Source organism: Mesorhizobium sp. B2-4-12, from assembly GCF_006441575.1.
GTDB lineage: Bacteria > Pseudomonadota > Alphaproteobacteria > Rhizobiales > Rhizobiaceae > Mesorhizobium.
This window is the reverse complement of sequence record NZ_VFVC01000008.1, coordinates 81,873-107,374: the sequence shown is the minus strand read 5'-3', so window position 1 is coordinate 107,374 and position 25,502 is coordinate 81,873. Positions and strand designations below refer to the sequence as shown.

Below are 25,502 nucleotides of genomic sequence, written 5' to 3'. Positions count from 1 at the left end.
GGTGGAAATGGGCGACAGGTCCATCAGATGATTGTCTGAAGAACGAGGGAGACATGGCGCAGAATATCTACGACCAGCCGGATTTCTTCGCGGGCTACAGCCAGCTTGGCCGGTCGGTCGAAGGCCTGGACGGCGCGGCGGAATGGCCGGCGCTGCGCGCGATGCTACCTGACGTCGGCGGCCTGCGGGTCGTCGACCTCGGCTGCGGCTTCGGCTGGTTCTGCCGCTGGGCGCACGAGCATGGAGCCAAGGAGGTCCTGGGGCTGGACCTGTCGGAAAAGATGCTGGCCCGGGCGAGGGTGGCCGGCCCGGATGTCGGCATCACCTATGCGAGGGCCGACCTCGACCAGCTCAGCCTGCCACAAGACGGCTTCGATCTACAGCTCGCTTGCCCTGCACTATGTCGAGGACGTTGCACGCCTGTTCGGCACGGTGCATCAGGCCCTGTCGCCCGGCGGCCATTTCGGCTTTTCGACCGAACACCCGATCTTCATGGCTCCGACCAATCCCGGTTGGTCGATCGATGCCGAAGGCCGCAAGACGTGGCCTGTCGACCGGTATCTGGTCGAAGGCCCTCGCGAGACCGACTGGCTGGCCAAAGGCGTCGTGAAACATCATCGCACCATCGGCACCACGCTCAACACGCTGATCCGGGCCGGATTCACGATCGCGCATGTCGAGGAATTCCGCCCGACGGACGCGCAGACCGCGGCAAGGCCGGAGTTGATGGAAGAGCTGGAGCGGCCGATGTTCCTGCTGGTGTCGGCTCGCCGATAGGACGGTCGGAAGCATAAGGGCGTCACCGGTCCGGCGGGCCGCTACTTGCATTTGCGGTCGCCCGGCTCAAAATTCTCGGCTATTCAGGCGTTGACGCGCCTTCCCTCCAGACCAGTCCCTCCCATGTCAGGCCTGCTTCTCGATCCGTGGTTCTACGCGGCCGCCATTCCGGCGGTCATTCTGGTCGGCCTGTCCAAGGGCGGCTTCGGCGGCGCTGTCGGTTTCGTCGGCGTGCCCTTGATGGCGCTGACCATGCCGCCGGTGCAGGCGGCCGCCATCCTCTTGCCGATCCTGTGCCTGATGGACATCGTCTCGGTGTGGACATGGTGGGGCGTCTATGACCGCAAGATGCTGGTCGACATGATGCCGGGCGCCGTCATCGGCATCGGGCTCGGCTGGCTGACGGCCGCACTCGTCACCGAGGAGGCGGTGCGGCTCATCGTCGGCGGCGTCGCCATCATCTTCGTGCTGCGCTGGCTATATCTGCAGTTTCGCCATGGTGCCGACCATGCGGCCGAACCCAACCGGGTGGCCGCCGCTCTATGGGGGACGGTCGCCGGCTTCACCAGCTTCGTCGCCCATGTCGGCGGTCCGCCCTTCCAGGTCTATGCCTTGCCGATCCGGCTCGATCCCAAGGTCCTGTCGGGTACCGCCGCGATCTTCTTTGCCGCCACCAATGCACTGAAGCTCATCCCCTATTTCGCGCTCGGCCAGTTCGATACCGCCAATCTGACGGCGTCGGCCGTCCTGATGCCGTTGGCGCCGCTGTCGACGATCGCCGGTGCCTGGCTGGTGCGGCGCATGCGGCCGGAGATATTTTATCCCTTCACCTACGCGACGGTGGCGGTCGTGGCTTTGAAGCTTTTGTGGGACGGGATCGCCGGCCTTCTTTGAACAGGGTCAGGCGGCGCTGGGCACCATGCGCCGTGACCGGCCAAGCGCCAGGGCGCCGCCGCCGGCAAGGATGAGCACCATGCCGGCCAGGACGGCGAAGTCGTGCAAGGTCGGCTTCAGCACCATGTCGGCGATGATGACCAGCATCACAGCGTAGTCGAAGCGCGCCGCCCGCAGGATGCGTTGGCCATGGGCAAGTGCTGCCGGCGTCACGCCATCCCTGGCGATCATCGCGGCCATGCGGTCGGCTGTCGGCTTGAAGACGAACATGCCGATGCAGAAGGTCGCGGCGTAGCCGGCAAGGCCGATCAGGATCCACAGTTCGGAGAAGCCGACCCAGAACCCGCACATGGTCAATCCGAAGGCCAGCGTCAGCATCGACATCGGCGCGAAGAAGCGGTTGCCCAACTCGCCCGTGGCGCGCATCGCCTGCAGCGTTCCCTGGATGTTTCCCGCCCGATCCGCCAGCGTCGCCAGCACCATCAGCGTGAAGCCGCCCCCGACCCACAGGGTCGCCGAAACAATGTGCAGCAATTTGACGATGGAATACCAGTCCATGATTTTTCTCCCCGGTGCAAATGCAATGGTAAAGGGCGCCGCGCGCCACCGCGCTCGTCCGCCGCCCCCGATGGCCAAGCGTTTAGCGCCGCGCCTGTTTCGGAACGATGTCGTGAAAAAACTGGCTCTGTTTCAGCTTCGGCAACGTAAGAAGCGCCGATAGGGCGAACATGCCGCCCGCTTTCTGTTATTGTGAGAAGCATCGGGAGGGGTAGGCGCGACATCGTCCAGAAACATTGCCGATGCTAATGCGCCGATGCCGGCAGCCCGGTGGCGACAGAAGTCGCCTGACGATCAACTCATTCCCAGCTCGGGAAAAGGCAATTCGGGGGACTAAATGCAAGGGGTAGCACGGAATTTCTTCACGCTGGCCGTCATCTATGCGCTGTGCGGCATGGCGCTTGGCATCCACATGGCGATCAGCGAGGACCATGGCCAGATGCCGACCCACGCCCATGTGATGGTGGCCGGCTGGCTGATGTCGGCGGTCTTCGCGTTCTTCTATCATCTGTTTCCGGCAGCCGGGCAAAAGACGATCGCCATCGTCCATTTCTGGCTGACCGCGATCAGTGGCATCGGGCTGATGATCGGCCTTTACATCCTGCTTGCCGGAAATCCGGGAATCGAGCCGCTGCTGGGAATCGCCTCGATCGGCTTCTATGCGGGCATGCTGCTGTTTGCCTTCATCGCCTTGCCGGTGGTCTGGAAGAAGGCCTGACCGGTGCCTGGCGGAGCCTTGGAATTGTGCTGTTACGGCACAGGAACCAGGCATTCGCTCAAAAAACATCAGTGCCGTTAAAGGTTCATTAAGCTTTACAGGCGTTTACTATGAGCATCCAGTGATCTGGATTCTTACCGAGTGGTTGGAGCCACTTTGTTTGACGCCTCCCTGTTAAACTCCTGAGAGCCGCCTTATCCGCGGCTCTTTTTTTGTCCGCCGTCCGGCGGCACCCAGCGCGGCCGATCACTGTTAACCTTCTGTTAAACATGTGCTTGCCTTCACCCCCGGTGAAGCGCATTTTCAAGCTTCAGTCATATAGGGTCCCGGGTGTATCGGCAGTGAGCCGTATCGGCCGGTTGCAAGTGCAGGGGCGTATCAATGAACGAGCCTTCGAAGGGCAGCGCGAAAACCGTGAAGCTGGCGGAGCGCCGGGTTTTTTCGCACTCCTTCAAACCGCTCTACCAGGAAGGCATGGGGCTGGTCGAACAGGCGGCGGAATATCTCGACGGCAAGGGTCGCGTCGAGGCCAAGAAACTGTCGAGGCTGGCTGCTACGCTCTACGCGGCCGAATCGATTCGGCTGACCACGAGGCTGATGCAGGTTGCCTCGTGGCTGCTTTTGCAGCGCGCGGCCAATTCCGGTGAGATGACCCGCGACCAGGTCGCTTCGGAAAAGTCCAAGGTGCGCCTCGACACGGCTTCCGCCCACGACGAAGCAGCCGGCTGGGCCGAATTGCCCAAGGATTTCCTCGACCTCGTCAACCGGTCGCTGCGCCTGCAGGCGCTGGTGCGCCGCATGGATGATGAAATCTATGGCGCGGGCGCCGTGATCGACATGCAGCCAATGGCTCGCCGGCCCAATCCGGTTTCGGACCAGATCAGCCTGCTCAACACCGCCTTCGCGCGCAACTGATACATCTCCGGAAACAGTCTCTACACTTTGGTTGCCGTTTCCGGTTTGTTCACATTTCGCTGGCATCGCTGTCCGCCCAAGGGGTAGATTGGTCGGATGGGGGACGCGATTCGCATCATCGGTATCGATCCGGGGCTCAGGCGCACCGGCTGGGGCATCGTCGAGAGCCTCGGCAATTCGTTGCGCTTCGTCGCGTCCGGCACCGTGCGGTCCGAAGACAAGGCGGCGCTGGCGACGCGGCTCTGCCAGCTGCATGACGGGCTTGCCGAGATCCTGCACCAGACCATGCCGCACGAGGCGGCAGTCGAACAAACCTTCGTCAACAAGGATGCGGTAGCGACGCTTAAGCTCGGCCAGGCGCGCGGCATCGCCATGCTGGTGCCGGCACGGGCCGGCCTTGTCGTCGCCGAATATGCGCCCAATGCGGTGAAGAAGGCTGTCATCGGCGTCGGCCATGGCGACAAGAAGCAGATCCATGTGATGGTGAAAGTGCTGCTGCCGAAGGCTATCTTCGATACCGAACATGCTGCCGACGCGCTGGCCATCGCCATCTGCCATGCGCATCACCGGCAGAGTGCCGCCTACCGATTGGCGGCATTGGCATCATGAGAGGCCATGGCCAATGATCGGCAAGCTCAAGGGGACGCTCGATGAGATCGACGAGGACCACTGCCTCGTCGACGTGCATGGGGTCGGCTATGTCGCCTATTGTTCGGCGCGCACGCTGGCCACGCTGCCTCCGCCCGGCGAAGCCGTGGTGCTGTTCATCGAGACCTATGTGCGAGAAGACATGATCCGGCTTTATGGTTTCCAGTCGGCGCTGGAGCGCGAGTGGTTCCGGCTCCTGATGAACAATGTGCAGGGCGTCGGCGCCAAGGTGGCGCTTGCCATCCTCTCGACGCTGACACCTGCCGATCTCGCCAATGCGATCGCCCTGCGCGACATCGCCATGGTCAGTCGCGCGCCCGGCGTCGGCAAGAAGGTGGCGGAACGCATCGTCACCGAATTGAAGACCAAGACGCCCGCTTTTACAGGTGCCGCCTCGGGCACGATCGGCCTGAAGCAGGAACTCGGCGAAGGCGTGGCGCCAGCGCCGATCACCGACGCGGTTTCCGCGCTGGTCAATCTCGGCTATTCCCGTGACATCGCAGCCAATGCGGTATCGGCGGCACTGAAGACGGCGGGCGAGGGTGCGGACGCATCCAAGCTGATCCGCTTCGGGCTGAAGGAACTGGCGCGGTGATTGCTTGAAAGGCAAATTCCAGCTAGAACGCATTTGGTAAGTAGTTTCTCGGAAAGTAAGAAAAATGGGCGCGTATGCAAGCCTGACATCGAAAGGCCAGCTTACCATTCCAAAGGATATCCGTGACGCTCTGTCGCTCAAGACGGGTGACATGATCGCTTGGACGGTCATGGACGGCTATCTGATCGGAACGCCGCGCAATCTCGACTTTGCCGACCTCGCCGGATTCCTGGGGGATCCGCCAGGTGGCCCGGCATCGCTCGAAGAAATCGATGCCGCGGTGCGCGAGGCTGTCGGACGGCACGTTGTTGGAGATGAGCCGAAGGGCGGGAATGAGGGCGCGTGACGTCGATAGGTATCGATACCAACGTTTTGCTGCGAATGGTGCTGAACGATGACGCTGAGCAAAGGGCGAAAGCTCTCGTTTTCGGCAACGGTCTCAATGAAGACAATCCGGGTTTTGTCAGCCTGATCGTCCTTGTCGAGTTCAACTGGTCGTTGATTTCACGCTACAAGCTGCCCAAAGAGCAAGTTCTGACTGCGATCCAAAGGCTGCTAAAGATCAGGACACTGGTTTTCGAGGACTTCGATGCCATCGTGGTCGCACTCGAGAGATCCAACATGCCCCAGGTGGACTTTGCCGATGCGCTGATCGCCGAGCACAACCGGAATCTGGGCTGCTCTCACATGGTCACGTTCGATCCGCGGGCTGCAGGATCCATCGCGAGCATGGAGCTGCTGGGATGAGCCTTTCCCCCCGTCTCATTGCTCCGGAAAAACGCGGCGAGGATGCCGACCAGACGCTGCGCCCACAGACGCTCGACGACTTTGTCGGGCAGGCCGCGGTGCGGGCCAACCTCAAAGTGTTCATCGAGGCCGCCAAGGGCCGCAAGGAGGCGCTCGACCATGTGCTGTTCGTCGGGCCGCCGGGTCTCGGCAAGACGACGCTGGCGCAGATCATGGCGCGCGAACTCGGCGTCAATTTCCGCTCGACCTCCGGGCCGGTCATCGCCAAGGCCGGCGATCTCGCCGCGCTGCTGACCAATCTCGAGGAAGGCGATGTCCTGTTCATCGACGAAATCCATCGGTTGAACCCGGCGGTGGAAGAGATCCTCTATCCGGCGATGGAGGACTTCCAGCTCGACCTGATCATTGGCGAGGGCCCCGCGGCGCGCTCGGTCAAGATCGACCTTGCGCGCTTCACCCTGGTCGCCGCCACCACGCGGCTTGGCCTGCTCACCAATCCGCTGCGCGACCGTTTCGGCATTCCGGTGCGGCTCAATTTTTATACGGTTGAGGAACTGGAGCAGATCGTGCGGCGCGGCGCCCGCATCCTGCAGATGCCGCTCGGCGACGACGGCGCGCTTGAAATCGCGCGGCGGGCGCGCGGCACGCCACGCATCGCCGGCCGGCTGCTACGCCGCGTGCGCGATTTCGCTTCGGTGGCCGGCGATGGCCATGTCGACCGCCTGATCGCCGACGAGGCGCTGACACGGCTCGAGGTCGACGCGCTCGGCCTCGACGCGCTCGACCGCCGGTATCTGTCTATGATCGCGCGCAATTTCGGCGGCGGACCGGTCGGCATCGAGACGATCGCCGCCGGCCTGTCCGAGCCGCGCGACGCCATCGAGGACATCATCGAGCCCTACCTGATCCAGCAGGGCTTCATCCAGCGCACGCCGCGCGGACGCATGCTGACGGCCAATGCCTGGCGCCATCTCGGCCTCGAGGCGCCGAAGGACCTGACACAGCAGCAGATCAACCTGTTCCAGGAAGAATAGGCTCCGGCGGGTTTTCAGGCCGGGATCAAGCATCCGTGAACGTTCCTGCGCAAAATCTACGCGTCCTCGTCGATTTGCCGGCGCAATCTTGAATTATCTCGCTTCAATCCAGGCGCCGGGGCCTTAGAATGATAACCAGACGCGGGTTTCTGCGCTTAATCGGCGGGTCGTTCCTGACCGCGGCCGCGCTCGGCGCTTATGCGGTCGGCATCGAGCCGATGCTGCTGACACATGTGAAGCGCTACGCGCTGACGCCGCCGCACTGGCCGGCGGGGCTGAAGCTGCGGATCGTCGCGCTCGCTGACATCCATGCCTGTCGACCCTGGATGACGCAGGAACGAATTGCCTCGCTCGTCGGCGATGCGAATGCATTGCAGCCGGATCTGATCGTGCTGCTTGGCGACTACATCGCCGGCATGCCGCTGGTGACGGGACCGGTGACGCCCTCGCAATGGGCGTCAGCGCTGTCGGGTCTCAAGGCGCCGCTCGGCGTGCTGTCGATCCTTGGCAATCACGACTGGTGGAGCGATGGCTTCGCGCAGCGCGCCGGGGCCGGCCCGACGATCGCGCGCAAGGCCTTGGAGAAGGTCGGCATCCCGGTGCTCGAGAACGATGTTGTGCGCCTGGAGAAGGACGGACTTGGCGTCTGGATCGCGGGTCTCGCCGATCAACTGGCGCTGCTGCCCGCCAAGAAGGGCGACGGGTTCAAGGGGCTCGACGATCTCGACGGCACGCTGGCCAAGGTCGCGGATAGTTCTCCGATCATCCTTCTCGCCCACGAGCCGGATATTTTTCCGATCGTTCCCTGGCGGGTTTCGCTGACCCTGTCGGGTCATACCCATGGCGGGCAGGTGCGGCTGTTCGGCTATTCGCCTGTCGTGCCGTCAGATTTCGGCAACCGCTATGCTTATGGCCATGTCGTCGAGAACGACCGCAACCTGATCGTCTCGGGCGGGCTCGGCTTCAGCATATTGCCGGTCCGGTTCGGCGTGCGGCCGGAAATCCTGCAGATCGATCTCGGTTGACGTTCCTTAATGCATGTCGCCCAAAAGTGACCTCGGTTTTGGGAAAACGACATGCATAAAAACAAAGAATCTAACGCGCGTCGCATGAATCCGTTGGCACCGACGCGTTTTAGACTGGCGCTTGTCAGACGCAGATCGCTCCCTCAACTCCTATCGATGAGACTTCCCCAGTCATAAGGCCATTCGTGCTTGGCAAAATGAAACGGACGATATCGAAATCGAATCAGCTTTTTAAGACACGGTAGTGCAGGCGCAGCGTTGGACTACGCCTGTCGTCTACTCCCAAGAGACTCAAACGAAGATCGGATGCGTTCGGCGCTACCATCGGAATCCCTTTCGCAATGACAACAGGTTCGAGTGCCAGGATCACTTCGTCGATTAGCCCCTCCTGAGCGAATGCGGCGTTAAGCTGCGAACCACCAGCGAGCAAAATTCTGTTCGATCCAGACCGCATGAGAAATGCAACCGCTTCCTGCGGCGACGATGCGCGGATCGAACCCGGCTGGGTGGCGAACATGCTATCCCGCGTCACGACCACCAATGGCAGTTCCGCAAACTGACGGCGTACGGATTGTTCGAAAAGCTGGTGTGTTACGCGGCCCCAAATGATGCCATCACAGGCGCCAGCCAGCTCGAGAAACATCTCCCAATCGGTCTTCGACAGGAAGTCTTCTGATTGATCCTCGCGCGCGGCCATCCCGTTAAGCGAGACGGCCATCCACAGCGTTACAGTCATGACGGGCACCTCTTCTTGAACACGACGGCTCCGAACTATCGCGACAGGTCGATCCGAAAGCCTCGTGCCATCACGTCAAGACGTCAGCCTTGAACGAATGTGTTGCCTGGATTGAAGATATAATTAGAGGTTGCTGATGCCAAGCACGGAATCGAACTGGCGTCGCCTCACTGGCCCTCGCCGGGCCAGGGAACCCACAGGTCGAGATTGAGGCCGCGCTTCATCGAGAGGGTCGCCGCGTGGCTCGGCGAGGCCAAGGCCAGCAGCACGAGTAGCGCGGTATCAAAGTCTTGATCATCGCCCTCAACAGTGCCATCCGATGCCGTGTCGCGCGCGGAACAGGTGCCTTGCCGCGACTGAAAAAGGAAGCGCAATGGGCGATCATGGTGAATCGGCGACGCTGCTGGCCGGCCTTTCCGGTGCGCTGACGGCATTCGGCCACCGGCTGCTGGCGCGGGTCTATTACGCCGACACCGATTTCTCCGGTGTCGTCTACCACGCACGCTATCTCGAATTCCTCGAGCGTGGCCGCTCCGATTATCTCAGGCTCACCGGCGTGCATCACACGGAACTTGCCGACGGCAAGCATGGCGAGAAGATCGTGTGGGTGGTGCGCCGCATGGAGATCGATTTCCGCATCCCTGCCCGCATCGACGACATTCTGACCATCGACACCCGCACGGAGGCCATTTCCGGCGCGCGCATCTTCATGGCGCAGCAACTCAAACGCGGCGACGAGGTGCTGGTCGAGGCCAAGGTCGAGGCGGCGATCATCGGCGAGAACGGCCGCCCGAGGCGCTTTCCCAGGGAATGGGTCGCGGCCTTCATGCCCAAGGCGGTTTCCGACAGGTGAACAGGCGGATAGGCCGGACAACTGCCAGTGCCTTGCCCCTGGGGCGCGGCAATGCGCCGCGCCTTATATACTAACCCATCCTTAACCATAACGGTTCATGAAGAGAGTGGTGAAGATTGACGCTATCCGGCGCCTTCCTTTCACCAATATTTGCCCCGAAAAGGCCGGGAAAGGCACGGTTTGGGGTGTCCGGTAGCTTCGTGCGAACCGACCACAAGGGATGCCAGGGGCCAGCCGGCAGCTTCGCCCGGAAAATCTTAAGGACGTTACGATGGAAAATATCGCACTCGCCGAACCGGGCGCGCAATTGTCGATTTGGGCGCTGTTCATGCAGGCCAGCTGGGTGGTCAAGCTGGTCATGATCGGGCTGCTCTGCGCCTCGGTCTGGACCTGGGCGATCATCGTCGACAAGCTGGTTGCCTATGGCCGCATGCGGCTGGCGCTGAACCGCTTCGAGCAGATCTTCTGGTCGGGGCAATCGCTGGAAGAGCTCTACCGCACGCTTGCCGACCGCAAGACGTCAGGCATGGGCGCGATTTTCGTCGCGGCGATGCGCGAATGGAAAAAGAGCTTCGAGAAAGGCGCCAAGTCGCCGCTCGGCCTGCAGACCCGCATCGACAAGGCGATGGATCTGGCGCTGACCCGCGAGATGGAGAAGCTCGAGGGGCGCCTTGGCTTTCTCGCCACCACCGGCTCGGCCGCCCCGTTCATCGGCCTGTTCGGCACGGTCATCGGCATCATGACCTCGTTCCAGGCGATCGCCGGTTCCAAGAACACCAGCCTTGCGGTGGTCGCGCCCGGCATCGCCGAGGCGCTGCTGGCGACGGCCATCGGCCTGCTCGCCGCCATTCCGGCCGTCATCGCCTACAACAAGCTGTCATCGGATGCGAGCAAGCTCGCGGTGCGCATGGAAGGGTTCTCCGACGAGTTCTCCGCCATACTCTCGCGCCAAATCGATGAAAAAGTCGCGCCGAAGGCCTGAGGAGCACAAAGATGGGTATGTCCGTAGGCATGGCAGGGCGCGGCGGGCGCGGCCACCGGCGGCGCGGCCGTCACCATGGGCTGATGTCGGAGATCAACGTCACGCCGATGGTTGACGTCATGCTGGTGCTGCTGATCATCTTCATGGTCGCGGCGCCGATGCTGACGGTCGGCGTGCCGGTCGACCTGCCGGACACGCAGGCCAAGGCGATGAATGCCGACACGCAGCCGATCACCGTCTCGATCGATGCCGCGGGCAAGATCTACCTTCAGAATACCGAAATCCCGATGGACGATCTGGTGGCCAAGCTGCAGGCGATCTCCAAGACCGGCTATGATGAGCGCATCTTTATCCGCGGCGACAAGTCGACGGACTATGGCACCGCCATGAAGGTCATGGCTCGTATCAATGCGGCCGGCTACAAGAACATGGGCCTGGTTTCATTGCAGGAACAGGACCAATAGACGCGCGATGAGGACCGGCCTCACCACATCGGTGATCTTGCATGCCGCGGTGCTGGCCTTCGGCCTGTTCACGCTGTCGGCACCAGCCGCGCTTCCGTCGGCGGACGTCGAGTCGGTCGCGGTCGATATCGTGCCGATGGAGGCCATCGCGCAGACCTTGCAGGGCGACAAGAAGGCCGTGATGCATGAAAAGCCGGCGCCGCTGCCGACGCAGCGTCCGGACATCGTGCCGAACGCGCAGAAGGTCGGCGAAAACAGCGTCGATACCGACAAGCCGATAACGCCCGAAGCCAAGCCGAAGCCCGTCGACATGACCTCGGCTCCGCCGCCCGCCCCGACTCCGACCGAAAAGCCGAAGCCGGAGGATATGCCGAAGCCGCAGGAGAAGCCCAAGCCGATACCGGCGACGGAAGTGGCGCCGGCGCCGCAGCCCAAGGAAGAGGTGAAGCCCGAGCCCGTCAGGCAGACGGAGCCCAAGCCGTCGCCTGCCAAGGAGCCGACCCCGACGCCGCCGCCGGACAAGACCGCGGCCATCGAGCCGACGCCCGCGGTCAAGCCTGATGCCGTCGCCCAGGCGATCGCCAAGGACCAGCCCGACGACGCCCAGCTTCCGGACTCCGCGCCCGCGCCGCAGGCGCGGCCGAAGCCGCAACCGCAGCCGAGCCAGGCCGAAAGCGCCAAGGCGCCAGAACGCAAGGATGCCGAAAAGCCGGTCAAGGAAGCGTCATCCAAGCCGAAGTCCGACGACAAGCAGTTCAATGCCAATGAAATCTCGGCCCTGCTGGACAAGCAGAAGCCCTCCGGCGGCGGCGCCAAGCGCTCGACCCAGCAGGCCTCGCTCGGCGGCGACAAGGATCAGGGTCAGAAGCTGTCGAAGTCGGAGCAGGGCGCTTTGGAAAGTCAGTTGGGTGGCTGCTGGACCTTGCCGGCCGGGCTGGAAGGTTCGGAGAATTTCGTCGTCATCGTCCGTTTCAACCTGGACACTTCCGGCAAGCTCAATGGCCGTCCTGCCGTCGAGAAATCGAGCGGCAACCGGCAGTTCGACGAAAGCGCGGTGCGCGCGGTCCAGAAATGCGACATGGCCGGCCTGCAGGTGCCCGCCGGCAAACAAGACATCTGGTCAGACATCAGGGTCACCTTCGACCCAAGGGAAATGCTCGGCCTCTAGGCCCGGCGTCCACACAGTCAAAGAAGAGAAGCGAGAAGATATGAGATCTTTCCTCAAGCCGCTCCTGACGATTGCAGCGATGGCGCTGGGCATGACGGCTGTCGTTCCCATGCCGGCATGGGCGCTCGTCGAGCTCAATGTCAACAAGGGCAATGTCGAGCCGCTGCCGATCGCAGTCACGGATTTCCAGGGCGGCGATGCGCTTGGCGCCCAGATTTCCCAGATCGTCACTGCTGACCTGAAGCGCTCGGGCCTGTTCGCACCGATCGACAAGAGCGCCTTCATCGAAAAGATTTCCAACCCGGACGCGGCCCCCCGCTTCGACGACTGGAAGGTGATCAACGCGCAGGCGCTGGTCACCGGCAGCGTCAGCAAGGAGGCCGATGGCCGCATCCGCGCCCAGTATCGGCTGTGGGACACCTTCGCCGGCCAGCAGATGGCCGGCGAGCAGTTCTTCGCCAATGATGCCAATCAGCGGCGCGTCGCCCACATCATCGCCGACGCCATCTATGAGCGGCTGACCGGCGAGAAGGGCTATTTCGACACGCGTGTGGTGTTCATCGACGAGTCCGGCGCCAAGAACGCACGCAAGAAACGGCTTGCCATCATGGATCAGGACGGCGCCAACGTGCGCTACCTCTCGGACGGCAGGTCGATCGTGCTGACGCCGCGCTTCTCGCCGAACCGGCAGGAAATCACCTACATGTCCTATGAAAGCGGCCAGCCGCGGGTCTATCTCCTGCAGATCGAGACCGGGCAGCGCGAACTGGTCGGCAACTTCCCCGGCATGACCTTCGCGCCGCGCTTCTCGCCCGACGGCCAGAAGGTGATCATGAGCCTGCTGCGCGACGACGGCAATTCCAATATCTTCGCCATGGATCTGCGCAGCCGCTCGACGACAAGGCTGACCAATTCGACGGCCATCGACACCTCGCCGTCCTATTCGCCCGATGGCAGCAAGGTGGTGTTCACCTCCGACCGTGGCGGCCGCGCACAGATCTATGTGATGGGCGCCGACGGGTCGGGCCAGACTCGCATCTCCTTCGGCGACGGCGTCTACTCGACGCCGGTGTGGTCGCCGCGCGGCGACCTCATCGCCTTCACCAAGCAGACCGGCGGCGAATTCCAGATCGGCGTCATGAAGACCGACGGTTCGGGCGAACGCATCCTGTCCTCCGGCTTCCAGCAGGAAGGGCCGACCTGGGCGCCGAACGGCCGCGTCTTGATGTTCTTCCGCGACTCCAATGGCGGCCCGAAGCTGGTTTCGGTCGATCTCACCGGTCGCAACGAGCAGCCGATCCCGACCTCGAACTTCGCGTCCGATCCGGCCTGGTCGCCGCTGCTGGAATGAGTTGCACAGAGAAACACTGCATTGTCGAAAAGGGGCTTCAAGGCCCCTTTTTCACGCCTTGGTCGCGTTTTGGCCGCATTTCGGCCTAGGGTCCGCGCGCAATGTCGCCCCTGGTTCAGCGTTGGGCGTAACGGTCGCGGACGGCGGCCTAAACCAAATTTTAACCGTGTTTCTTGAATGCCGGTTAACCCAAACGTGGTTACTGGGTGATCAACGAAATCACTCGAATGCGAAGGAGAGGCGGCATGGGCCGTATCGCAGCACTGACCAGAAATCCCGTCATGATCGCGCTTGTGGCGATGCTCGCCATCGCCGGTTGCGCCTCGAAGAAGACGCCCAACAGCGCGGCTGACCTCGGCCTCAACGGCGCCGGCGCCGCAACGCCCGGCTCGGCGCAGGACTTCACCGTCAACATCGGCGACCGCATCTTCTTCGATACGGACTCGTCCTCGATCCGCGCCGACGCGCAGACGACGCTTGCCCGCCAGGCGCAGTGGCTGAACCAGTACAAGCAGTATGCCATCGTCGTCGAAGGTCACGCCGACGAACGCGGCACGCGCGAATACAATCTGGCGCTCGGTGCCCGCCGCGCCGCCGCCACCCGCGACTTCCTGGTTTCCAAGGGCGTTTCCGCCAGCCGCCTGAAGACCATTTCCTACGGCAAGGAACGTCCGGTCGCGGTGTGCGACGACATCTCCTGCTGGTCGCAGAACCGCCGCGCGGTCACCACGCTCAGCGGTGCCGGTTCCTGATCGGCAAAAATACAACACAGGTTTGGGAAAGGCGGCCGGGAGGCCGCCTTTTTCATATCGGGGCCGCGGAAACAAAATTTGGCCGAAGTCTCGCGCCCTGCTATGAGCCGAGGGCGCTTGGCTGGTCCCACCCCGATTGGAAGGCGCGAACAGACTAACGACACACGCGAGAGGCACATGCATTTGAGATCGGTTCTGAGCGGCACGCTTGCGGCGCTACTCCTATCAGGCGTCACCGCCCTGGCTAGCGGCCTGGGGGCTGATGGCAAGGCGCAATCGACCGACAGCGGCTTTTCCTTCCATCTGCCCAGCATCGAACTGCCCAGCCTCTTCGGCGAGAAGAAGCAGCAGGACCAGGTTCAGCTCGCGCAACAGTCGAACGGCGCGGGCGCGACCGGCCTCGAGGACCAACTGCGCCAGATGAACGGCAAGATCGAAGAGCTCAATTTCCAGATTCTGCAGATGCAGGAGCAGATCCGCAAGCAGCAGGAAGACAACGAGTTCCGCTTCCAGCAGCTCGAAGGCGGCGCGCAAGGCGGGCAGCCGGCCGGACAGAAGAAGTCGCAGGCTGCACCCGCCAATGGCGACAACAGCGTGGCCGAGGCACCGGCCACGCAGGCGCCGGTCGATACCGGCAACCGGGCCGCCAGCCAGTCGTCCGGCGGCCAAAGCGTCGAAGACGTCATCGTCGAATCCTCCGATGGCGACCCGGGCAAGGTGATCCCTGGAAAGGGCGCGCCGGAAAAGAATTTCGGCACCATCACGGTCGACAAGAACGGCAATGTGGTCGATGCCGGCGGCAGCACCCAGGCGACCGCGCCTGCGCAGGATGCCGCTCCGGCCACCAGCGCTCCGGTCCCCAACGCTCCGGCCAAGTCCGGCAAGCCCAACGGCACGGTGGTTGCCGCACTGCCTTCGACAAAAGATCCGGAAGAGCTCTACCGCAATTCCTACCAGTTTATCCTGTCGGGCGATTACAGCACCGCCGAGCAGGGGTTCCGCGACCATATCTCTCGTTTCCCCAAGGACGCCAAGACGGCGGACGCGCATTACTGGCTGGGTGAATCCCTGCTCGGCCAGCAGAAATACCGTGACGCCGCCGAGGTCTTCCTCGCCGCCAGCAAGGATTATCCCAAGGCCAAAAAGGCTCCCGACATGCTGTTGAAGCTCGGCGTGTCGCTGGTTGGCCTCAAGCAGCACGATGTTGCCTGCGCCACCTTCAGCGAAGTCGGCAAGCGCTACCCCGATATCTCGAATGCGCTCAAGGACCGCGTCAAGCAGGAGAAGGCCCTGGCTGCCTGCTGATGCTCGATCCGGAGCCTGATCTTTCGACAAGACTTCTTTCGCATATCGATTTTACCAGCGGCGCCGTTGCGGCCGTGTCCGGCGGCAGCGACTCGACCGCCCTGCTTCTCCTCCTCAAACAGTATCTCGACCGAACCGCGCCGTCCGCCAGGCTGCTTGCGGTGACGGTCGACCATGGCCTGCGGCAGGGTTCGGCTGCCGAGGCGCAAGCCGTGGCGAAGCTTTGCGCGGAACGCGGCATCGCCCACCGAACCCTGGTCTGGTCCGGGCGCAAGCCATCGACCGGCCTGCCCGCCGCGGCGCGGGAAGCGCGTTACCGGCTGCTGGCGGAAGCGGCGCGAAGGGAAGGCATCGACCTGATGGTGACCGGCCATACCGCCGACGACCAGGCCGAGACAGTGCTGATGCGGGAAGCCCGCGAAGAGGGGCTGGCCCGTGAAGAGGGAGCGGGCCGCGAGGAGGGCCGTGGCCTTGCCGGCATGGCGCCGGCCACCCTTCACGACTGGCGCGAATGGATCGTGCGGCCGCTTCTGGGCACGCGGCGCGCGGCGCTTCGCGACTTCCTCAGGCGCCAGAATGTCGGCTGGGCCGACGATCCGACCAATGCCGACGAGACCTACGAACGGCCGCGTCTGCGCGCGGCACTTGACAGGGGTGCCGGCGCGCAACGCATGGATGGCGCCCTGGCACTGGCGGCGCGGGCGGCCTTGGACCGCACGCAGCTTGGTCTGGCCGCCGCCGAGGTCATCCTTCGCTTTGCCAGCCAGCCAGCAACGGGGCTCATCAGGCTCGATCCGGCTCTGCTGTGCGCCGGCGACGACCGTGCGGCCGTTTATGCCTTGCGCATTCTCCTGGCGGCGTCAGGCGGGATTGCCTTCCTGCCGGACAAGGCCCGCAGCGAGGCGTTGTTCGGCCGGCTTAGGGCTGGATTTCTTTGCGCCACATTGTCGCGGACCGTCGTCGATTTCCGTCGTGCTGGCATCTTCCTGCACCGCGAGATGCGCGGCTTGCCGCCGGCAGCCACCGTCCTTGACGCCGCCATCTGGGATGGCCGTCGCCAGATCACGTTGCACGACGGCAACGGCGCATTGTTGATCGCGCCGCTTGGGGCAGCAGCGGCGAAACGGCTGGCGACCGGCGAGGGCGAGACACCGCAAAGCCTGATACGCGCGGCGTTGGCGGCCGAGCCCGCAGCGCGGCAAGCCGTTGAGAATCCTGGTTCGGCGCCGGACTGGCCGGTATCGCCACGGTTTGAGGCGCGGCCGGTCATTGCTCCCTTTGCGCGCTTCCTGCCGTCTTTCGATCTGGCGCCGGCGCGGGCCGCGGCCTTGCTGATCGGCACGCCACCGGTTCCAGCGCCGCCATTGGCCGGCCATAGTGCAGGCCGATCATGGGCGAAAGCTTAACCCACACGTGCTGTTATGCTTGGCAAGGGGAAGTGCTCTCCCTATGTTAGGCCCAAGTTTCCTCTCATGATGCGTGTCCGCCCGCGGACGCCAACGGGACAATTGATGAATCCGAACTATCGCAACCTCGCGCTCTGGGCGATCATAGCGGTCCTGCTCATCGCCCTGTTCAATCTGTTCCAGACGCCGCAGACGCGCGGGGCTTCGAGCGATGTGCCTTATTCGCAATTCCTGCAGGATGTCGCGGCGGGCCGGGTCAAGACGGTGACCATTGCGGGTGCCCGCATCAACGGCACTTACACCGACAATTCCAGTGGCTTCCAGACCTACTCGCCCGGCGATCCCTCGCTGGTCTCGCGGCTGCAGGACAAGAACGTCACCATCAATGCGCGTCCTGAGACCGACGGCTCCAATTCGCTGTTCGGCTATCTGATCTCGTGGCTGCCGATGATCCTCATTCTCGGCGTCTGGATATTCTTCATGCGCCAGATGCAGTCCGGATCCGGCCGCGCCATGGGTTTTGGCAAGTCGAAGGCCAAGCTTCTGACCGAGGCGCATGGCCGCGTCACCTTCCAGGACGTCGCCGGCGTCGACGAGGCCAAGGAAGACCTGGAAGAGATCGTCGAGTTCCTGCGCGATCCGCAGAAGTTCCAGCGGCTCGGCGGCAAGATCCCGCGCGGCGTGCTGCTGGTCGGCCCTCCCGGCACCGGCAAGACGCTGCTCGCCCGCTCTGTCGCCGGCGAAGCCAACGTGCCGTTCTTCACCATTTCGGGTTCGGACTTCGTCGAGATGTTCGTCGGCGTCGGCGCGAGCCGCGTGCGCGACATGTTCGATCAGGCCAAGAAGAATGCGCCCTGCATCATCTTCATCGACGAAATCGACGCGGTCGGACGCCATCGCGGCGCCGGTCTCGGCGGCGGCAATGACGAGCGCGAGCAGACGCTGAACCAGCTGCTCGTCGAGATGGACGGCTTCGAATCCAACGAAAGCATCATCCTGATCGCCGCCACCAACCGTCCCGACGTGCTCGATCCGGCGCTGCTGCGTCCGGGCCGTTTCGACCGCCAGGTGGTGGTGCCGAACCCCGACATCGTCGGCCGCGAGAAGATCCTCAAGGTGCATGTGCGCAACGTGCCGCTGGCGCCCAATGTCGACCTGAAGGTCGTCGCCCGCGGAACGCCCGGCTTCTCCGGCGCCGACCTGATGAACCTCGTCAACGAATCCGCGCTGATGGCGGCGCGGCGCAACAAGCGCCTCGTCACCATGGCCGAGTTCGAGGACGCCAAGGACAAGATCATGATGGGCGCCGAGCGCCGCTCGTCGGCCATGACGCAGGCCGAGAAGGAGTTGACCGCCTATCACGAGGCGGGTCACGCCATCCTGGCGCTCAACGTGCCGTCGGCGGACCCGCTGCACAAGGCGACCATCATCCCGCGCGGCCGCGCGCTGGGCATGGTGATGCAGTTGCCGGAAGGCGACCGCTACTCCATGAGCTACAAATACATGATCTCGCGCCTCGCCATCATGATGGGCGGCCGCGTCGCCGAGGAGTTCAAGTTCGGCAAGGAGAACATCACGTCCGGCGCCTCCTCCGATATCGAGCAGGCGACCAAGCTGGCGCGCGCCATGGTCACCCGCTGGGGCTTTTCCGACAAGCTCGGCCATGTCGCCTATGGCGACAACCAGGAGGAAGTGTTCCTCGGCCATTCGGTAGCGCGCACGCAGAACATCTCGGAAGAGACGGCGCAGATCATCGACGCCGAAGTGCGCCGCCTGATCGACGACGCCTATTCGACGGCCAAGTCGGTGCTGACCAAGAAGAAGAAGGAATGGATCGCGCTGGCGCAGGGCCTGCTCGAATATGAGACGCTGTCGGGCGACGAGATCAAGCAGCTGATCGCCGGCCAGAAGCCCGCGCGCGACCTCGGCGACGACACGCCGCCCAGCCGTGGCTCGGCCGTGCCGAAATCCGGCGGCCGCCGCAAGAAGGGCCCCGAGCCCGAAGGCGGCATGGAGCCGCAGCCGTCAAGCTGAGGAAGAGCAACACCCACGACAAACGCCGCGGATCAAACCGCGGCGTTTTGCTTTTGGGGACGGGAGAAGATGTAAAGCTGTCCGGGAATCGCATCGCGGCGTTGGCAATTTGCGAAAGTCGATGTGACGTCTAATCCCCCCTTGTAGGGAGATGCCCCGGCAGGGCCGAAGCGGCGCTGTCCCGCCGGTATGTCAAGGAAAGCCTTGCGCCCACGGGCTTTGGACTCCACCAGGCATAGTTTCCTTCCTCAATCGCGGTTTCGCCGAACCACCTATCCCGCCTGCGCGAAGGCGAACCCAAGCGGGATTGAAGCCGCGATCCCTCGCGTCCCCCTCTGTCCTGCCGGACATCTCCTCCAAAAGGGGTGAGATTGGCAGCGTCGCCGACGGCGCTTCCTTGCAGCGCCCATTGACCTCGAGCCCAACAAAAAGCCCGCGAACCTTGCGGTCCGCGGGCCTTCGTCAACCGTTGCGAAACGAGATCAGCTCTTCAGCTTGGCATTGCAGAGGCTGTAGAAGCCGCCACCCTTCTGGATCCACTTCAAGCCGCCAAGCGTCTTGGCATCCTTGTTGGCGTAGTACTGTTCAAGGCAGGTGTGCATGCGACCCTTGGCCGGGGTCTCGGTGGCGAATTTCGGCGAGATGGCGGTCGGGAAAGTCACGCCCTTCGGCGCGGCGACAGTCGGCGTTGCCGGTTCCTTGGTGTAATTTGCCTCGCTGGGAGCCGGCACGGTCTCGTCATCGGATGCGCCGGCACCGCATTCGCTCTTGCGGAAGTCGTTCCACTTCATGCCCTTCAGCGTATTCGCCGTCTTTGCAGCCTGGTACTTGGTGCTGCATTCGGCCATGGTCAGGCTCTTGCCACCGCTGGCGGCGGGAGCCGCGGCAGCCTTGGTGGTGGCAGGCTTGGTGGTGGCCGCCTTGGTGGTGGCCGCCTTGGTGTCGGCGGCAGCCGATGCTCCGGCGGCGCATTCGGTCTTGCGGAAGTCGTTCCACTTCATGCCGTTCAGGGTGCCTGCGGCCTTGGCAGCCTGATACTTGGTGCTGCATTCCTTGGCGGTCAGGCCCTTGGCCATGCTGTCGGCGGTCGCGGCGGCGGGTTTGGTGGTCTTCGTGTCTGCTGCCTTGGTGTCGGTGGCCTTGGCATCGGTCTTGGTCGCCGCGGCGTCGGTGCCGCACTGTGCCTTGCGGAATTGGTTCCAGGTCTGCCCGGCAAGTGTCCCCGCATCCTTGGCGGCGTTGTACTTCGTGCTGCACTCGGCCATCGTCAGTGCGTTGGCTGGCGCGGCCAGAAACAACGTCACGACGGCAAGGCCGGTCAGAGTGGCAAGTCGGTGGATGAGCATAGCGTTTCTCCGTTGCTGCAGCCCATTAATACGTCCCAGCGAATCAATAGCGCTCAACGGTCGGTTGCGCCAGATGCCAAGTGAGGTATATATCGGCGGAAGCTGGTTTTCCCGATAAGGTGATGAAATCATTGTCCCTTACCGGCCCGAAACAAGGTTTTCCGCGCGCATTTGCGCCGGATGGCTCGCAAAACTGGCATATTGCGGTGTCGGAGGGCCGCCATACTGCGTTGCGGCCACGTTGTGTACGGTGCACAACAATGATTTTCTAAGGATCGTAACATATAATCACACAATGTGATCATGGCGCATCGGCCAATTGTGGCATGACGTGCCGGATAAGAACAATCGGGGATACCGACTGGCATGGCAGGAAATTACTTCGGAACGGACGGCATTCGCGGGCGCGCCAACAAGTTTCCGATGACCGCGGAAGTGGCCATGCGGGTCGGCATGGCCGCCGGCCTTTCATTCCAGCGCGGCAGCCACCGCCATCGTGTGGTCCTGGGCAAAGACACCAGGCTTTCCGGCTACATGATCGAGAATGCGATGGTGGCCGGGCTTTGCGCCGCCGGCATGGATGTGTTCCTGCTCGGCCCGATTCCGACGCCGGCAGTCGCCATGCTGGTGCGGTCGCTGCGCGCCGACATCGGCGTCATGATCTCGGCTTCGCACAATCCCTACTACGACAATGGCATTAAGCTGTTCGGCCCCGATGGCTACAAGCTCTCGGACGAGATCGAAGAACGTATCGAGAGCATGCTCGACAAGGATATCGAACTGGCACTCGCCGATTCGGACGGGCTTGGCCGCGCCAAGCGTGTCGATGGCGTGCATGACCGTTATATCGAATTCGCCAAGCGCACCTTGCCGCGCTCGATGTCGCTTTCGGGCCTCAGGATCGTCGTCGATTGCGCCAATGGGGCGGCTTACAAGGTGGCGCCCGAGGCGCTGTGGGAACTCGGCGCCGAGGTCGTGGCCATCAATGTCGAGCCCAACGGCTTCAACATCAACAAGGAATGCGGTTCGACCCATTCGGCCGGACTGCAGAAGAAAGTGCATGAAGTGCGCGCCGACATCGGCATTGCGCTCGACGGCGATGCCGACCGCGTCGTCATCGTCGATGAAAACGGCGCCATCGTCGATGGCGACCAGATCATGGCGCTGATCGCGGAGTCCTGGCATCAGAGCGGGCGGCTTGCCGGTGGCGGCGTTGTCTCGACCGTCATGTCCAATCTCGGCCTCGAACGCTTCCTGGGCGACATGAAGCTGCAATTGCACCGCACCAAGGTCGGCGACCGCTATGTGGTGGAGCATATGCGCGCGCATGGGCTCAATGTCGGCGGCGAACAGTCGGGCCACATCGTGCTGTCGGATTTCTCGACCACCGGTGACGGGCTGGTGTCGGCATTGCAGGTGCTGGCCTGCATCAAGCGGCAGGGCCGCCCAGTCAGCGAACTGTCGAAGAAGTTCGAGCCGGTGCCGCAGATCCTGAAGAATGTCCGCATCGCCGGCGGCAAGCCGCTCGAGGAAGCCCCGGTCAAGGCCGTCATCGAGGATGCACGCCACCGTCTCGGCAAGGCCGGGCGGCTGGTCATCCGCCCGTCCGGCACCGAGCCGCTGATCCGTGTCATGGCCGAGGGTGACGATCCACAACTGGTCGAGGCGGTCGTCAACGACATCGTCGAGGTGATCTCGGAAACACGCAGCGCCGCCTGATCCCAATCGCGCCCGAAGGACGTCGCGTCCGGTGCGCCCGGAGTGCGTCACGCGCTCCGCTTGCATCGAAGCCCGCCCTCCCGGCGGGCTTTTCGTTGGCCGGAGAACCAGCCTCCGGCTTCGAAATCCTCGTCGAATTCCCTCGGATTTCAGAGATTCGTGGTTAATCGACAGGGTTAAACGGCTTTTAACCTTTGCAATTCATTATCCACGCCTGAAAGCCAATCTTATTCGGGCGCGATCGCGCTCCGGGGTTCCGAGGGGTGACAAGCATGTTCAATACAGCAAGAAAGGCCTTGTTTGCCGCGCTGTTCGCGGGCCTGGCCTGGCCGGTGTTCGCGGCCGACCTTCCAGAACCGGTGGTCGAAGAGGCCCCGCCACCGGTCTACGAGCAGCCGGTCGATGTCGGCGGCTGGTACATCCGTGGCGATATCGGCTATCACAAATCCGATGTCCGCGGCATCGACTATATGACTTACACCGTCGACCCCTGTAACTGTTCGGTCACGCCGGGCAGCAAGAGTTTCGACTATGGCAGGCTTAAGGGCGGTTTCTCGCTCGGCGGCGGCGTCGGCTACAAGATCAACGATCATTTCCGCACGGACCTGACCGCCGACTACTGGTTCAAGTCGAACTTCAACGGCGGTACCTCGGATATCAACGGGACTTCAACCGAAGTATCGAAGATGAGCGCCTTGCTGCTGCTCGCCAACGCCTATGTCGATATCGGCACCTGGCACGGCATCACGCCCTATGTCGGCGCCGGCATCGGCGGCGCGCGCGTCAAGTGGGATGATGTCTACGACCCGAACACCACCGAGCATAATCCCGGAGCATCGAACTGGCGCTTCGCCTATGCGCTGATGGCCGGCGCTTCCTACTGCCTGACCGATAAAATCATCCTCGATGCGGGCTATCGCTTCTCGCATATCCAGGGCGGCCGCATGTTCGAGTGGGACGTGACCAGCTCGGGCCCTGGCTTCGACCGTGGCATCAACACCCATGAAGTGCGCGGTGGCCTGCGCTATCAGTTCGGCGGCAACAACGGGTGCGCCGCACCTGTTGTGGCCTACCAGCCCGAACCCGAGCCGGTCTACACCAAATAGGACTTTCCAGCTCTGATGGTTACGAACCGCCCGGCTCAGCCGGGCGGTTTTCGTTCGTGCGCTAAGTTTCCGTTCGAAATCAATTCGCTAACGCTCTGTTAGCCTTAACCGTGACTTAACCACTATGGTTAACAATGCTTCCTGAAACGATGGCGGCCGCCGTGATTGCAGGCGCCAAATCCGGGAGTCGGGACCATGACACTCACATCGCGTATTGTGCTGGCGGTTGCCGGACTCGGCCTTTTGCCACTGACACCGGCACTCGCCGCCGACTACGATCCGCCGATCTATGTCGACCAGGCGCCTGATTACGTGCCGGTCGAAGTCGGCTCGGGCTGGTATCTGCGCGGCGATGTTTCGTATCTGGCGCAGAAGAGCTTCAAGAACGAGGATTTCGCCTTTACGCCTGCCAGCTTCGACGACAAGGAAGATCCGGTCTTTGCCAGCATCGGCTTCGGCTATCACTTCACCGATTATCTGCGCGCCGATCTCAATTTCGGCTATCTGCCCGGCAACAAGATCGGCATCGGCTATGACGATACGGCGATCGTAACGCCGCCGGCAACTTCGACCGTCGCTTCGGCGTCCCTGACGAATTACGCCTTCACGGGCATGCTCAACGGCTATGTCGATCTTGGCACCTATGTCGGGATAACTCCCTACCTCGGCGCCGGCGTCGGCATCGTGCGCAGCACGCGCAAGCTCTCGGCGAGCTATTTCACCAACAATAGCGACCCCACCGACGATTTCGTCCAGAGCGACGACAAGACCCAATATTCGTTCGCCTATACGTTGAATGCGGGCCTTGCCTATCAGGTGACCAAGAACGTTTCCGTCGACCTGGGCTATCAGTACTTCTCCGCCCCCAGCGCCGAATATGTGACGGCAGCAAGCCTGACCTCCTTTCCCGTTCACAAGGGGATCAGCAATCACCAGGTCAAGCTCGGGCTGCGCTACGACCTCTGGTAGGCTCCGGACGCATCAGGACTTTGACGGCGGATCCGTGCGGTCCGCCGTTTGCGTTTGAAGTCACGACATCCTGATCGCAGAGTGCCAGTATCCTGGCAGCGACAAAAACTTTTCCCTTGACGCCTGAAGCCTGAACGCATATCGCCGTCCGTGGGCCACCCCTCCCCAACGAGGGGCCACTATCTGGAAGGATAGACCACGATGACGACTCCCGCGAAGCCCGGACTCCGTCCGGCAAATCCCAATTTTTCCTCAGGTCCTTGCGCAAAACGCCCCGGCTGGTCGGTCGAGGCACTTAAAAACGCTGCGCTCGGGCGTTCCCACCGTGCCAGGATCGGCAAGACCAAGCTCGAACAGGCGATCGAGCTGACACGGGAAATCCTCCAGGTTCCTGCCGGCTACCGCATCGGCATCGTGCCGGCGTCGGACACCGGCGCGGTCGAGATGGCGCTGTGGTCGCTGCTCGGCGAGCGCGGCGTCGACATGGTCGCCTGGGAGAGTTTTGGCTCCGGCTGGGTCACCGACGTGGTCAAGCAGCTGAAACTCGCGGATGTGCGCAAAATCGAAGCTGGCTACGGCGAATTGCCGGACCTGTCCAAGATCGATTTCGACCGCGACGTGGTCTTCACCTGGAATGGCACCACATCGGGCGTGCGCGTGCCGAACGGCGATTTCATCCCGGCGGACCGTAAGGGCCTGACCATTTGCGACGCCACCTCGGCGGCATTCGCGCAGAGACTCGATTTCGCAAAACTCGATGTCGTCACCTTCTCCTGGCAGAAGGTGCTGGGCGGCGAAGGCGCGCATGGCATGCTGATCCTCAGTCCGCGCGCCGTCGCGCGGCTGGAAACCTACAAGCCGGCCTGGCCGCTGCCGAAAATCTTCCGCCTGACCTCGGGCGGCAAGCTGATCGAAGGCATCTTCAAGGGCGAGACCATCAACACGCCGTCGATGCTGTGCGTCGAGGACTATCTCGATGCCCTTCAATGGGCGAAGTCGATCGGCGGTCTGGATGCGCTGGTCGCCAGGGCGGATGCCAATGCCGCGGTTCTCGACGGTTTCGTCGACAAATCCGCATGGCTCGGCCATCTCGCCGTTGAGCCCGCGACGCGGTCGAACACGTCCGTATGCCTGTCCTTCACCGACCGGCAAGTCGCAGCGCTTGACGCGGACGGGCAGGCGGCGTTCGCCAAGGCTCTCGTCTCGGTGCTCGACAAGGAAGGCGTCGCCTACGACATCGGCTCCTACCGCGACGCGCCTCCCGGCCTTCGCATCTGGTGTGGCGCGACGGTCGAGGCGTCCGACCTCGAAGCGCTATTGCCCTGGCTCGACTGGGCCTTCGCCGCGCAGAAGGCATCGCTGAAAGCGGCTGCCTGAGATTTCGGTGGCGGCCCGCGGGC

General features: G+C 63.0%; 26 protein-coding genes and 1 pseudogene. 23 read left to right on the top strand and 4 right to left on the bottom strand.

The features are described 5' to 3' along the window. Window positions 1–53 precede the first annotated feature (53 nt). Together FJ934_RS07550 and FJ934_RS07545 are read left to right on the top strand one after the other, a co-directional pair. Window positions 54–777: pseudogene (locus FJ934_RS07550) on the top strand (methyltransferase domain-containing protein). A gap of 123 nt (window positions 778–900) precedes the next feature. Beyond that, the gene (locus FJ934_RS07545) at window positions 901–1,671 is read left to right on the top strand and encodes a sulfite exporter TauE/SafE family protein (protein ID WP_140608322.1); all 771 of its coding nucleotides are present in this window, start codon (window positions 901–903) and stop codon (window positions 1,669–1,671) included. Window positions 1,672–1,677: 6 nt separating this feature from the next. Here the strand turns inward: FJ934_RS07545 and FJ934_RS07540 are convergent, their stop codons facing one another. Continuing rightward, complete coding sequence (locus FJ934_RS07540) at window positions 1,678–2,229, bottom strand: DUF2269 family protein (protein WP_140608320.1); 552 nt, start codon at window positions 2,227–2,229, stop codon at window positions 1,678–1,680. A 337-nt stretch (window positions 2,230–2,566) separates the two neighbouring features. Between FJ934_RS07540 and FJ934_RS07535 the strand changes: the two genes are divergently transcribed. The 8 genes from FJ934_RS07535 to FJ934_RS07500 all read left to right on the top strand — a co-directional run bounded on the left by FJ934_RS07535 (window position 2,567) and on the right by FJ934_RS07500 (window position 7,911). Further along, on the top strand, window positions 2,567–2,947 hold the full coding sequence (locus tag FJ934_RS07535; protein ID WP_140608318.1) for a hypothetical protein: 381 nt from the start codon (window positions 2,567–2,569) through the stop codon (window positions 2,945–2,947). A 381-nt stretch (window positions 2,948–3,328) separates the two neighbouring features. After that, window positions 3,329–3,862 (top strand): DUF1465 family protein, encoded by a 534-nt coding sequence (locus tag FJ934_RS07530; protein ID WP_140608316.1) that lies wholly within the window; start codon window positions 3,329–3,331, stop codon window positions 3,860–3,862. A gap of 96 nt (window positions 3,863–3,958) precedes the next feature. Further along, window positions 3,959–4,471: a crossover junction endodeoxyribonuclease RuvC gene (gene ruvC, locus FJ934_RS07525; protein ID WP_140608314.1), complete on the top strand. Its 513-nt coding sequence runs from the start codon at window positions 3,959–3,961 to the stop codon at window positions 4,469–4,471. Between the two features lie 13 nt (window positions 4,472–4,484). After that, a complete protein-coding gene (gene ruvA, locus FJ934_RS07520) occupies window positions 4,485–5,105 on the top strand; it encodes a Holliday junction branch migration protein RuvA (RefSeq protein ID WP_140608312.1) in 621 nt (206 codons plus the stop codon). Between the two features lie 64 nt (window positions 5,106–5,169). Continuing rightward, window positions 5,170–5,451: an AbrB/MazE/SpoVT family DNA-binding domain-containing protein gene (locus FJ934_RS07515; protein WP_140608310.1), complete on the top strand. Its 282-nt coding sequence runs from the start codon at window positions 5,170–5,172 to the stop codon at window positions 5,449–5,451. Continuing rightward, window positions 5,448–5,852: a type II toxin-antitoxin system VapC family toxin gene (locus tag FJ934_RS07510; RefSeq protein ID WP_140608308.1), complete on the top strand. Its 405-nt coding sequence runs from the start codon at window positions 5,448–5,450 to the stop codon at window positions 5,850–5,852. The genes FJ934_RS07515 and FJ934_RS07510 overlap by 4 nt, the downstream gene beginning before the upstream one ends. Continuing rightward, the gene (ruvB, locus tag FJ934_RS07505) at window positions 5,849–6,886 is read left to right on the top strand and encodes a Holliday junction branch migration DNA helicase RuvB (protein ID WP_140608306.1); all 1,038 of its coding nucleotides are present in this window, start codon (window positions 5,849–5,851) and stop codon (window positions 6,884–6,886) included. Before FJ934_RS07510 ends, ruvB begins: the two co-directional genes overlap by 4 nt. A gap of 128 nt (window positions 6,887–7,014) precedes the next feature. Continuing rightward, a complete protein-coding gene (locus FJ934_RS07500) occupies window positions 7,015–7,911 on the top strand; it encodes a metallophosphoesterase (RefSeq protein WP_140608304.1) in 897 nt (298 codons plus the stop codon). A 223-nt stretch (window positions 7,912–8,134) separates the two neighbouring features. Here FJ934_RS07500 and FJ934_RS07495 read toward each other — a convergent pair whose 3' ends face one another. Both FJ934_RS07495 and FJ934_RS07490 read right to left on the bottom strand, forming a co-directional pair. Further along, entirely contained in the window at window positions 8,135–8,647 is a 513-nt protein-coding gene (locus tag FJ934_RS07495) for a dihydrofolate reductase family protein (protein ID WP_140608302.1), read from the bottom strand. A gap of 167 nt (window positions 8,648–8,814) precedes the next feature. Then, window positions 8,815–9,021 (bottom strand): hypothetical protein, encoded by a 207-nt coding sequence (locus FJ934_RS07490; protein ID WP_181165545.1) that lies wholly within the window; start codon window positions 9,019–9,021, stop codon window positions 8,815–8,817. On the opposite strand from FJ934_RS07490, the gene ybgC reads away from it, so the two are divergent. From ybgC to ftsH, 9 genes are all read left to right on the top strand, one after another. Beyond that, window positions 9,021–9,500 (top strand): tol-pal system-associated acyl-CoA thioesterase, encoded by a 480-nt coding sequence (gene ybgC / locus FJ934_RS07485; protein ID WP_140608300.1) that lies wholly within the window; start codon window positions 9,021–9,023, stop codon window positions 9,498–9,500. The genes FJ934_RS07490 and ybgC overlap by 1 nt on opposite strands. A gap of 271 nt (window positions 9,501–9,771) precedes the next feature. Further along, window positions 9,772–10,482, top strand: a complete 711-nt coding sequence (tolQ, locus tag FJ934_RS07480; protein WP_140608298.1) for a protein TolQ — start codon at window positions 9,772–9,774, stop codon at window positions 10,480–10,482. Window positions 10,483–10,493: 11 nt separating this feature from the next. Next, window positions 10,494–10,946, top strand: a complete 453-nt coding sequence (gene tolR / locus FJ934_RS07475) for a protein TolR (RefSeq protein ID WP_140608296.1) — start codon at window positions 10,494–10,496, stop codon at window positions 10,944–10,946. Between the two features lie 7 nt (window positions 10,947–10,953). Next, a complete protein-coding gene (locus FJ934_RS07470; protein ID WP_140608294.1) occupies window positions 10,954–12,114 on the top strand; it encodes an energy transducer TonB in 1,161 nt (386 codons plus the stop codon). Between the two features lie 79 nt (window positions 12,115–12,193). Continuing rightward, complete coding sequence (tolB, locus tag FJ934_RS07465) at window positions 12,194–13,465, top strand: Tol-Pal system beta propeller repeat protein TolB (RefSeq protein ID WP_226890710.1); 1,272 nt, start codon at window positions 12,194–12,196, stop codon at window positions 13,463–13,465. A 245-nt stretch (window positions 13,466–13,710) separates the two neighbouring features. Further along, window positions 13,711–14,217: a peptidoglycan-associated lipoprotein Pal gene (gene pal, locus FJ934_RS07460; protein WP_140608290.1), complete on the top strand. Its 507-nt coding sequence runs from the start codon at window positions 13,711–13,713 to the stop codon at window positions 14,215–14,217. 177 nt (window positions 14,218–14,394) lie between these two features. Beyond that, window positions 14,395–15,522, top strand: a complete 1,128-nt coding sequence (gene ybgF, locus FJ934_RS07455; protein WP_140608288.1) for a tol-pal system protein YbgF — start codon at window positions 14,395–14,397, stop codon at window positions 15,520–15,522. Then, the gene (tilS, locus tag FJ934_RS07450) at window positions 15,522–16,928 is read left to right on the top strand and encodes a tRNA lysidine(34) synthetase TilS (protein ID WP_140608286.1); all 1,407 of its coding nucleotides are present in this window, start codon (window positions 15,522–15,524) and stop codon (window positions 16,926–16,928) included. The genes ybgF and tilS overlap by 1 nt, the downstream gene beginning before the upstream one ends. Window positions 16,929–17,033: 105 nt before the next feature. After that, window positions 17,034–18,962 carry an ATP-dependent zinc metalloprotease FtsH gene (ftsH, locus tag FJ934_RS07445; protein ID WP_140608284.1) on the top strand — a complete coding sequence of 643 codons (1,929 nt, stop codon included), beginning with the start codon at window positions 17,034–17,036 and terminating at the stop codon, window positions 18,960–18,962. A gap of 482 nt (window positions 18,963–19,444) precedes the next feature. On the opposite strand, the gene FJ934_RS07440 is transcribed toward ftsH, so the two are convergent. Then, entirely contained in the window at window positions 19,445–20,308 is an 864-nt protein-coding gene (locus FJ934_RS07440) for a hypothetical protein (RefSeq protein ID WP_140608282.1), read from the bottom strand. Between the two features lie 366 nt (window positions 20,309–20,674). Here FJ934_RS07440 and glmM point away from each other — a divergent pair, with 366 nt between their 5' ends. The 4 genes from glmM (at window position 20,675) to FJ934_RS07420 (ending at window position 25,479) form a co-directional block, all read left to right on the top strand. After that, entirely contained in the window at window positions 20,675–22,027 is a 1,353-nt protein-coding gene (gene glmM / locus FJ934_RS07435) for a phosphoglucosamine mutase (RefSeq protein WP_140608280.1), read from the top strand. A 272-nt stretch (window positions 22,028–22,299) separates the two neighbouring features. Then, the gene (locus FJ934_RS07430) at window positions 22,300–23,133 is read left to right on the top strand and encodes an outer membrane protein (RefSeq protein ID WP_140608278.1); all 834 of its coding nucleotides are present in this window, start codon (window positions 22,300–22,302) and stop codon (window positions 23,131–23,133) included. A gap of 195 nt (window positions 23,134–23,328) precedes the next feature. Next, the gene (locus FJ934_RS07425; RefSeq protein ID WP_140608276.1) at window positions 23,329–24,102 is read left to right on the top strand and encodes an outer membrane protein; all 774 of its coding nucleotides are present in this window, start codon (window positions 23,329–23,331) and stop codon (window positions 24,100–24,102) included. A 201-nt stretch (window positions 24,103–24,303) separates the two neighbouring features. Then, complete coding sequence (locus FJ934_RS07420; protein WP_140608274.1) at window positions 24,304–25,479, top strand: phosphoserine transaminase; 1,176 nt, start codon at window positions 24,304–24,306, stop codon at window positions 25,477–25,479. The last annotated feature ends 23 nt before the right edge of the window (window positions 25,480–25,502 follow it).

Excerpts from the sequence above, each read along its gene's own strand:
- FJ934_RS07545 (WP_140608322.1), top strand. The coding sequence starts at position 901 with ATGTCAGGCCTGCTTCTCGATCCGTGGTTCTACGCGGCCGCCATTCCG.
- FJ934_RS07540 (WP_140608320.1), bottom strand. The coding sequence starts at position 2,229 with ATGGACTGGTATTCCATCGTCAAATTGCTGCACATTGTTTCGGCGACC.
- FJ934_RS07535 (WP_140608318.1), top strand. The coding sequence starts at position 2,567 with ATGCAAGGGGTAGCACGGAATTTCTTCACGCTGGCCGTCATCTATGCG.
- FJ934_RS07530 (WP_140608316.1), top strand. The coding sequence starts at position 3,329 with ATGAACGAGCCTTCGAAGGGCAGCGCGAAAACCGTGAAGCTGGCGGAG.
- ruvC (WP_140608314.1), top strand. The coding sequence starts at position 3,959 with ATGGGGGACGCGATTCGCATCATCGGTATCGATCCGGGGCTCAGGCGC.
- ruvA (WP_140608312.1), top strand. The coding sequence starts at position 4,485 with ATGATCGGCAAGCTCAAGGGGACGCTCGATGAGATCGACGAGGACCAC.
- FJ934_RS07515 (WP_140608310.1), top strand. The coding sequence starts at position 5,170 with ATGGGCGCGTATGCAAGCCTGACATCGAAAGGCCAGCTTACCATTCCA.
- ruvB (WP_140608306.1), top strand. The coding sequence starts at position 5,849 with ATGAGCCTTTCCCCCCGTCTCATTGCTCCGGAAAAACGCGGCGAGGAT.
- FJ934_RS07500 (WP_140608304.1), top strand. The coding sequence starts at position 7,015 with ATGATAACCAGACGCGGGTTTCTGCGCTTAATCGGCGGGTCGTTCCTG.
- FJ934_RS07495 (WP_140608302.1), bottom strand. The coding sequence starts at position 8,647 with ATGACTGTAACGCTGTGGATGGCCGTCTCGCTTAACGGGATGGCCGCG.
- ybgC (WP_140608300.1), top strand. The coding sequence starts at position 9,021 with ATGGGCGATCATGGTGAATCGGCGACGCTGCTGGCCGGCCTTTCCGGT.
- tolQ (WP_140608298.1), top strand. The coding sequence starts at position 9,772 with ATGGAAAATATCGCACTCGCCGAACCGGGCGCGCAATTGTCGATTTGG.
- tolR (WP_140608296.1), top strand. The coding sequence starts at position 10,494 with ATGGGTATGTCCGTAGGCATGGCAGGGCGCGGCGGGCGCGGCCACCGG.
- FJ934_RS07470 (WP_140608294.1), top strand. The coding sequence starts at position 10,954 with ATGAGGACCGGCCTCACCACATCGGTGATCTTGCATGCCGCGGTGCTG.
- tolB (WP_226890710.1), top strand. The coding sequence starts at position 12,194 with ATGGCGCTGGGCATGACGGCTGTCGTTCCCATGCCGGCATGGGCGCTC.
- pal (WP_140608290.1), top strand. The coding sequence starts at position 13,711 with ATGGGCCGTATCGCAGCACTGACCAGAAATCCCGTCATGATCGCGCTT.
- ybgF (WP_140608288.1), top strand. The coding sequence starts at position 14,395 with ATGCATTTGAGATCGGTTCTGAGCGGCACGCTTGCGGCGCTACTCCTA.
- tilS (WP_140608286.1), top strand. The coding sequence starts at position 15,522 with ATGCTCGATCCGGAGCCTGATCTTTCGACAAGACTTCTTTCGCATATC.
- ftsH (WP_140608284.1), top strand. The coding sequence starts at position 17,034 with ATGAATCCGAACTATCGCAACCTCGCGCTCTGGGCGATCATAGCGGTC.
- FJ934_RS07440 (WP_140608282.1), bottom strand. The coding sequence starts at position 20,308 with ATGCTCATCCACCGACTTGCCACTCTGACCGGCCTTGCCGTCGTGACG.
- glmM (WP_140608280.1), top strand. The coding sequence starts at position 20,675 with ATGGCAGGAAATTACTTCGGAACGGACGGCATTCGCGGGCGCGCCAAC.
- FJ934_RS07430 (WP_140608278.1), top strand. The coding sequence starts at position 22,300 with ATGTTCAATACAGCAAGAAAGGCCTTGTTTGCCGCGCTGTTCGCGGGC.
- FJ934_RS07425 (WP_140608276.1), top strand. The coding sequence starts at position 23,329 with ATGACACTCACATCGCGTATTGTGCTGGCGGTTGCCGGACTCGGCCTT.
- FJ934_RS07420 (WP_140608274.1), top strand. The coding sequence starts at position 24,304 with ATGACGACTCCCGCGAAGCCCGGACTCCGTCCGGCAAATCCCAATTTT.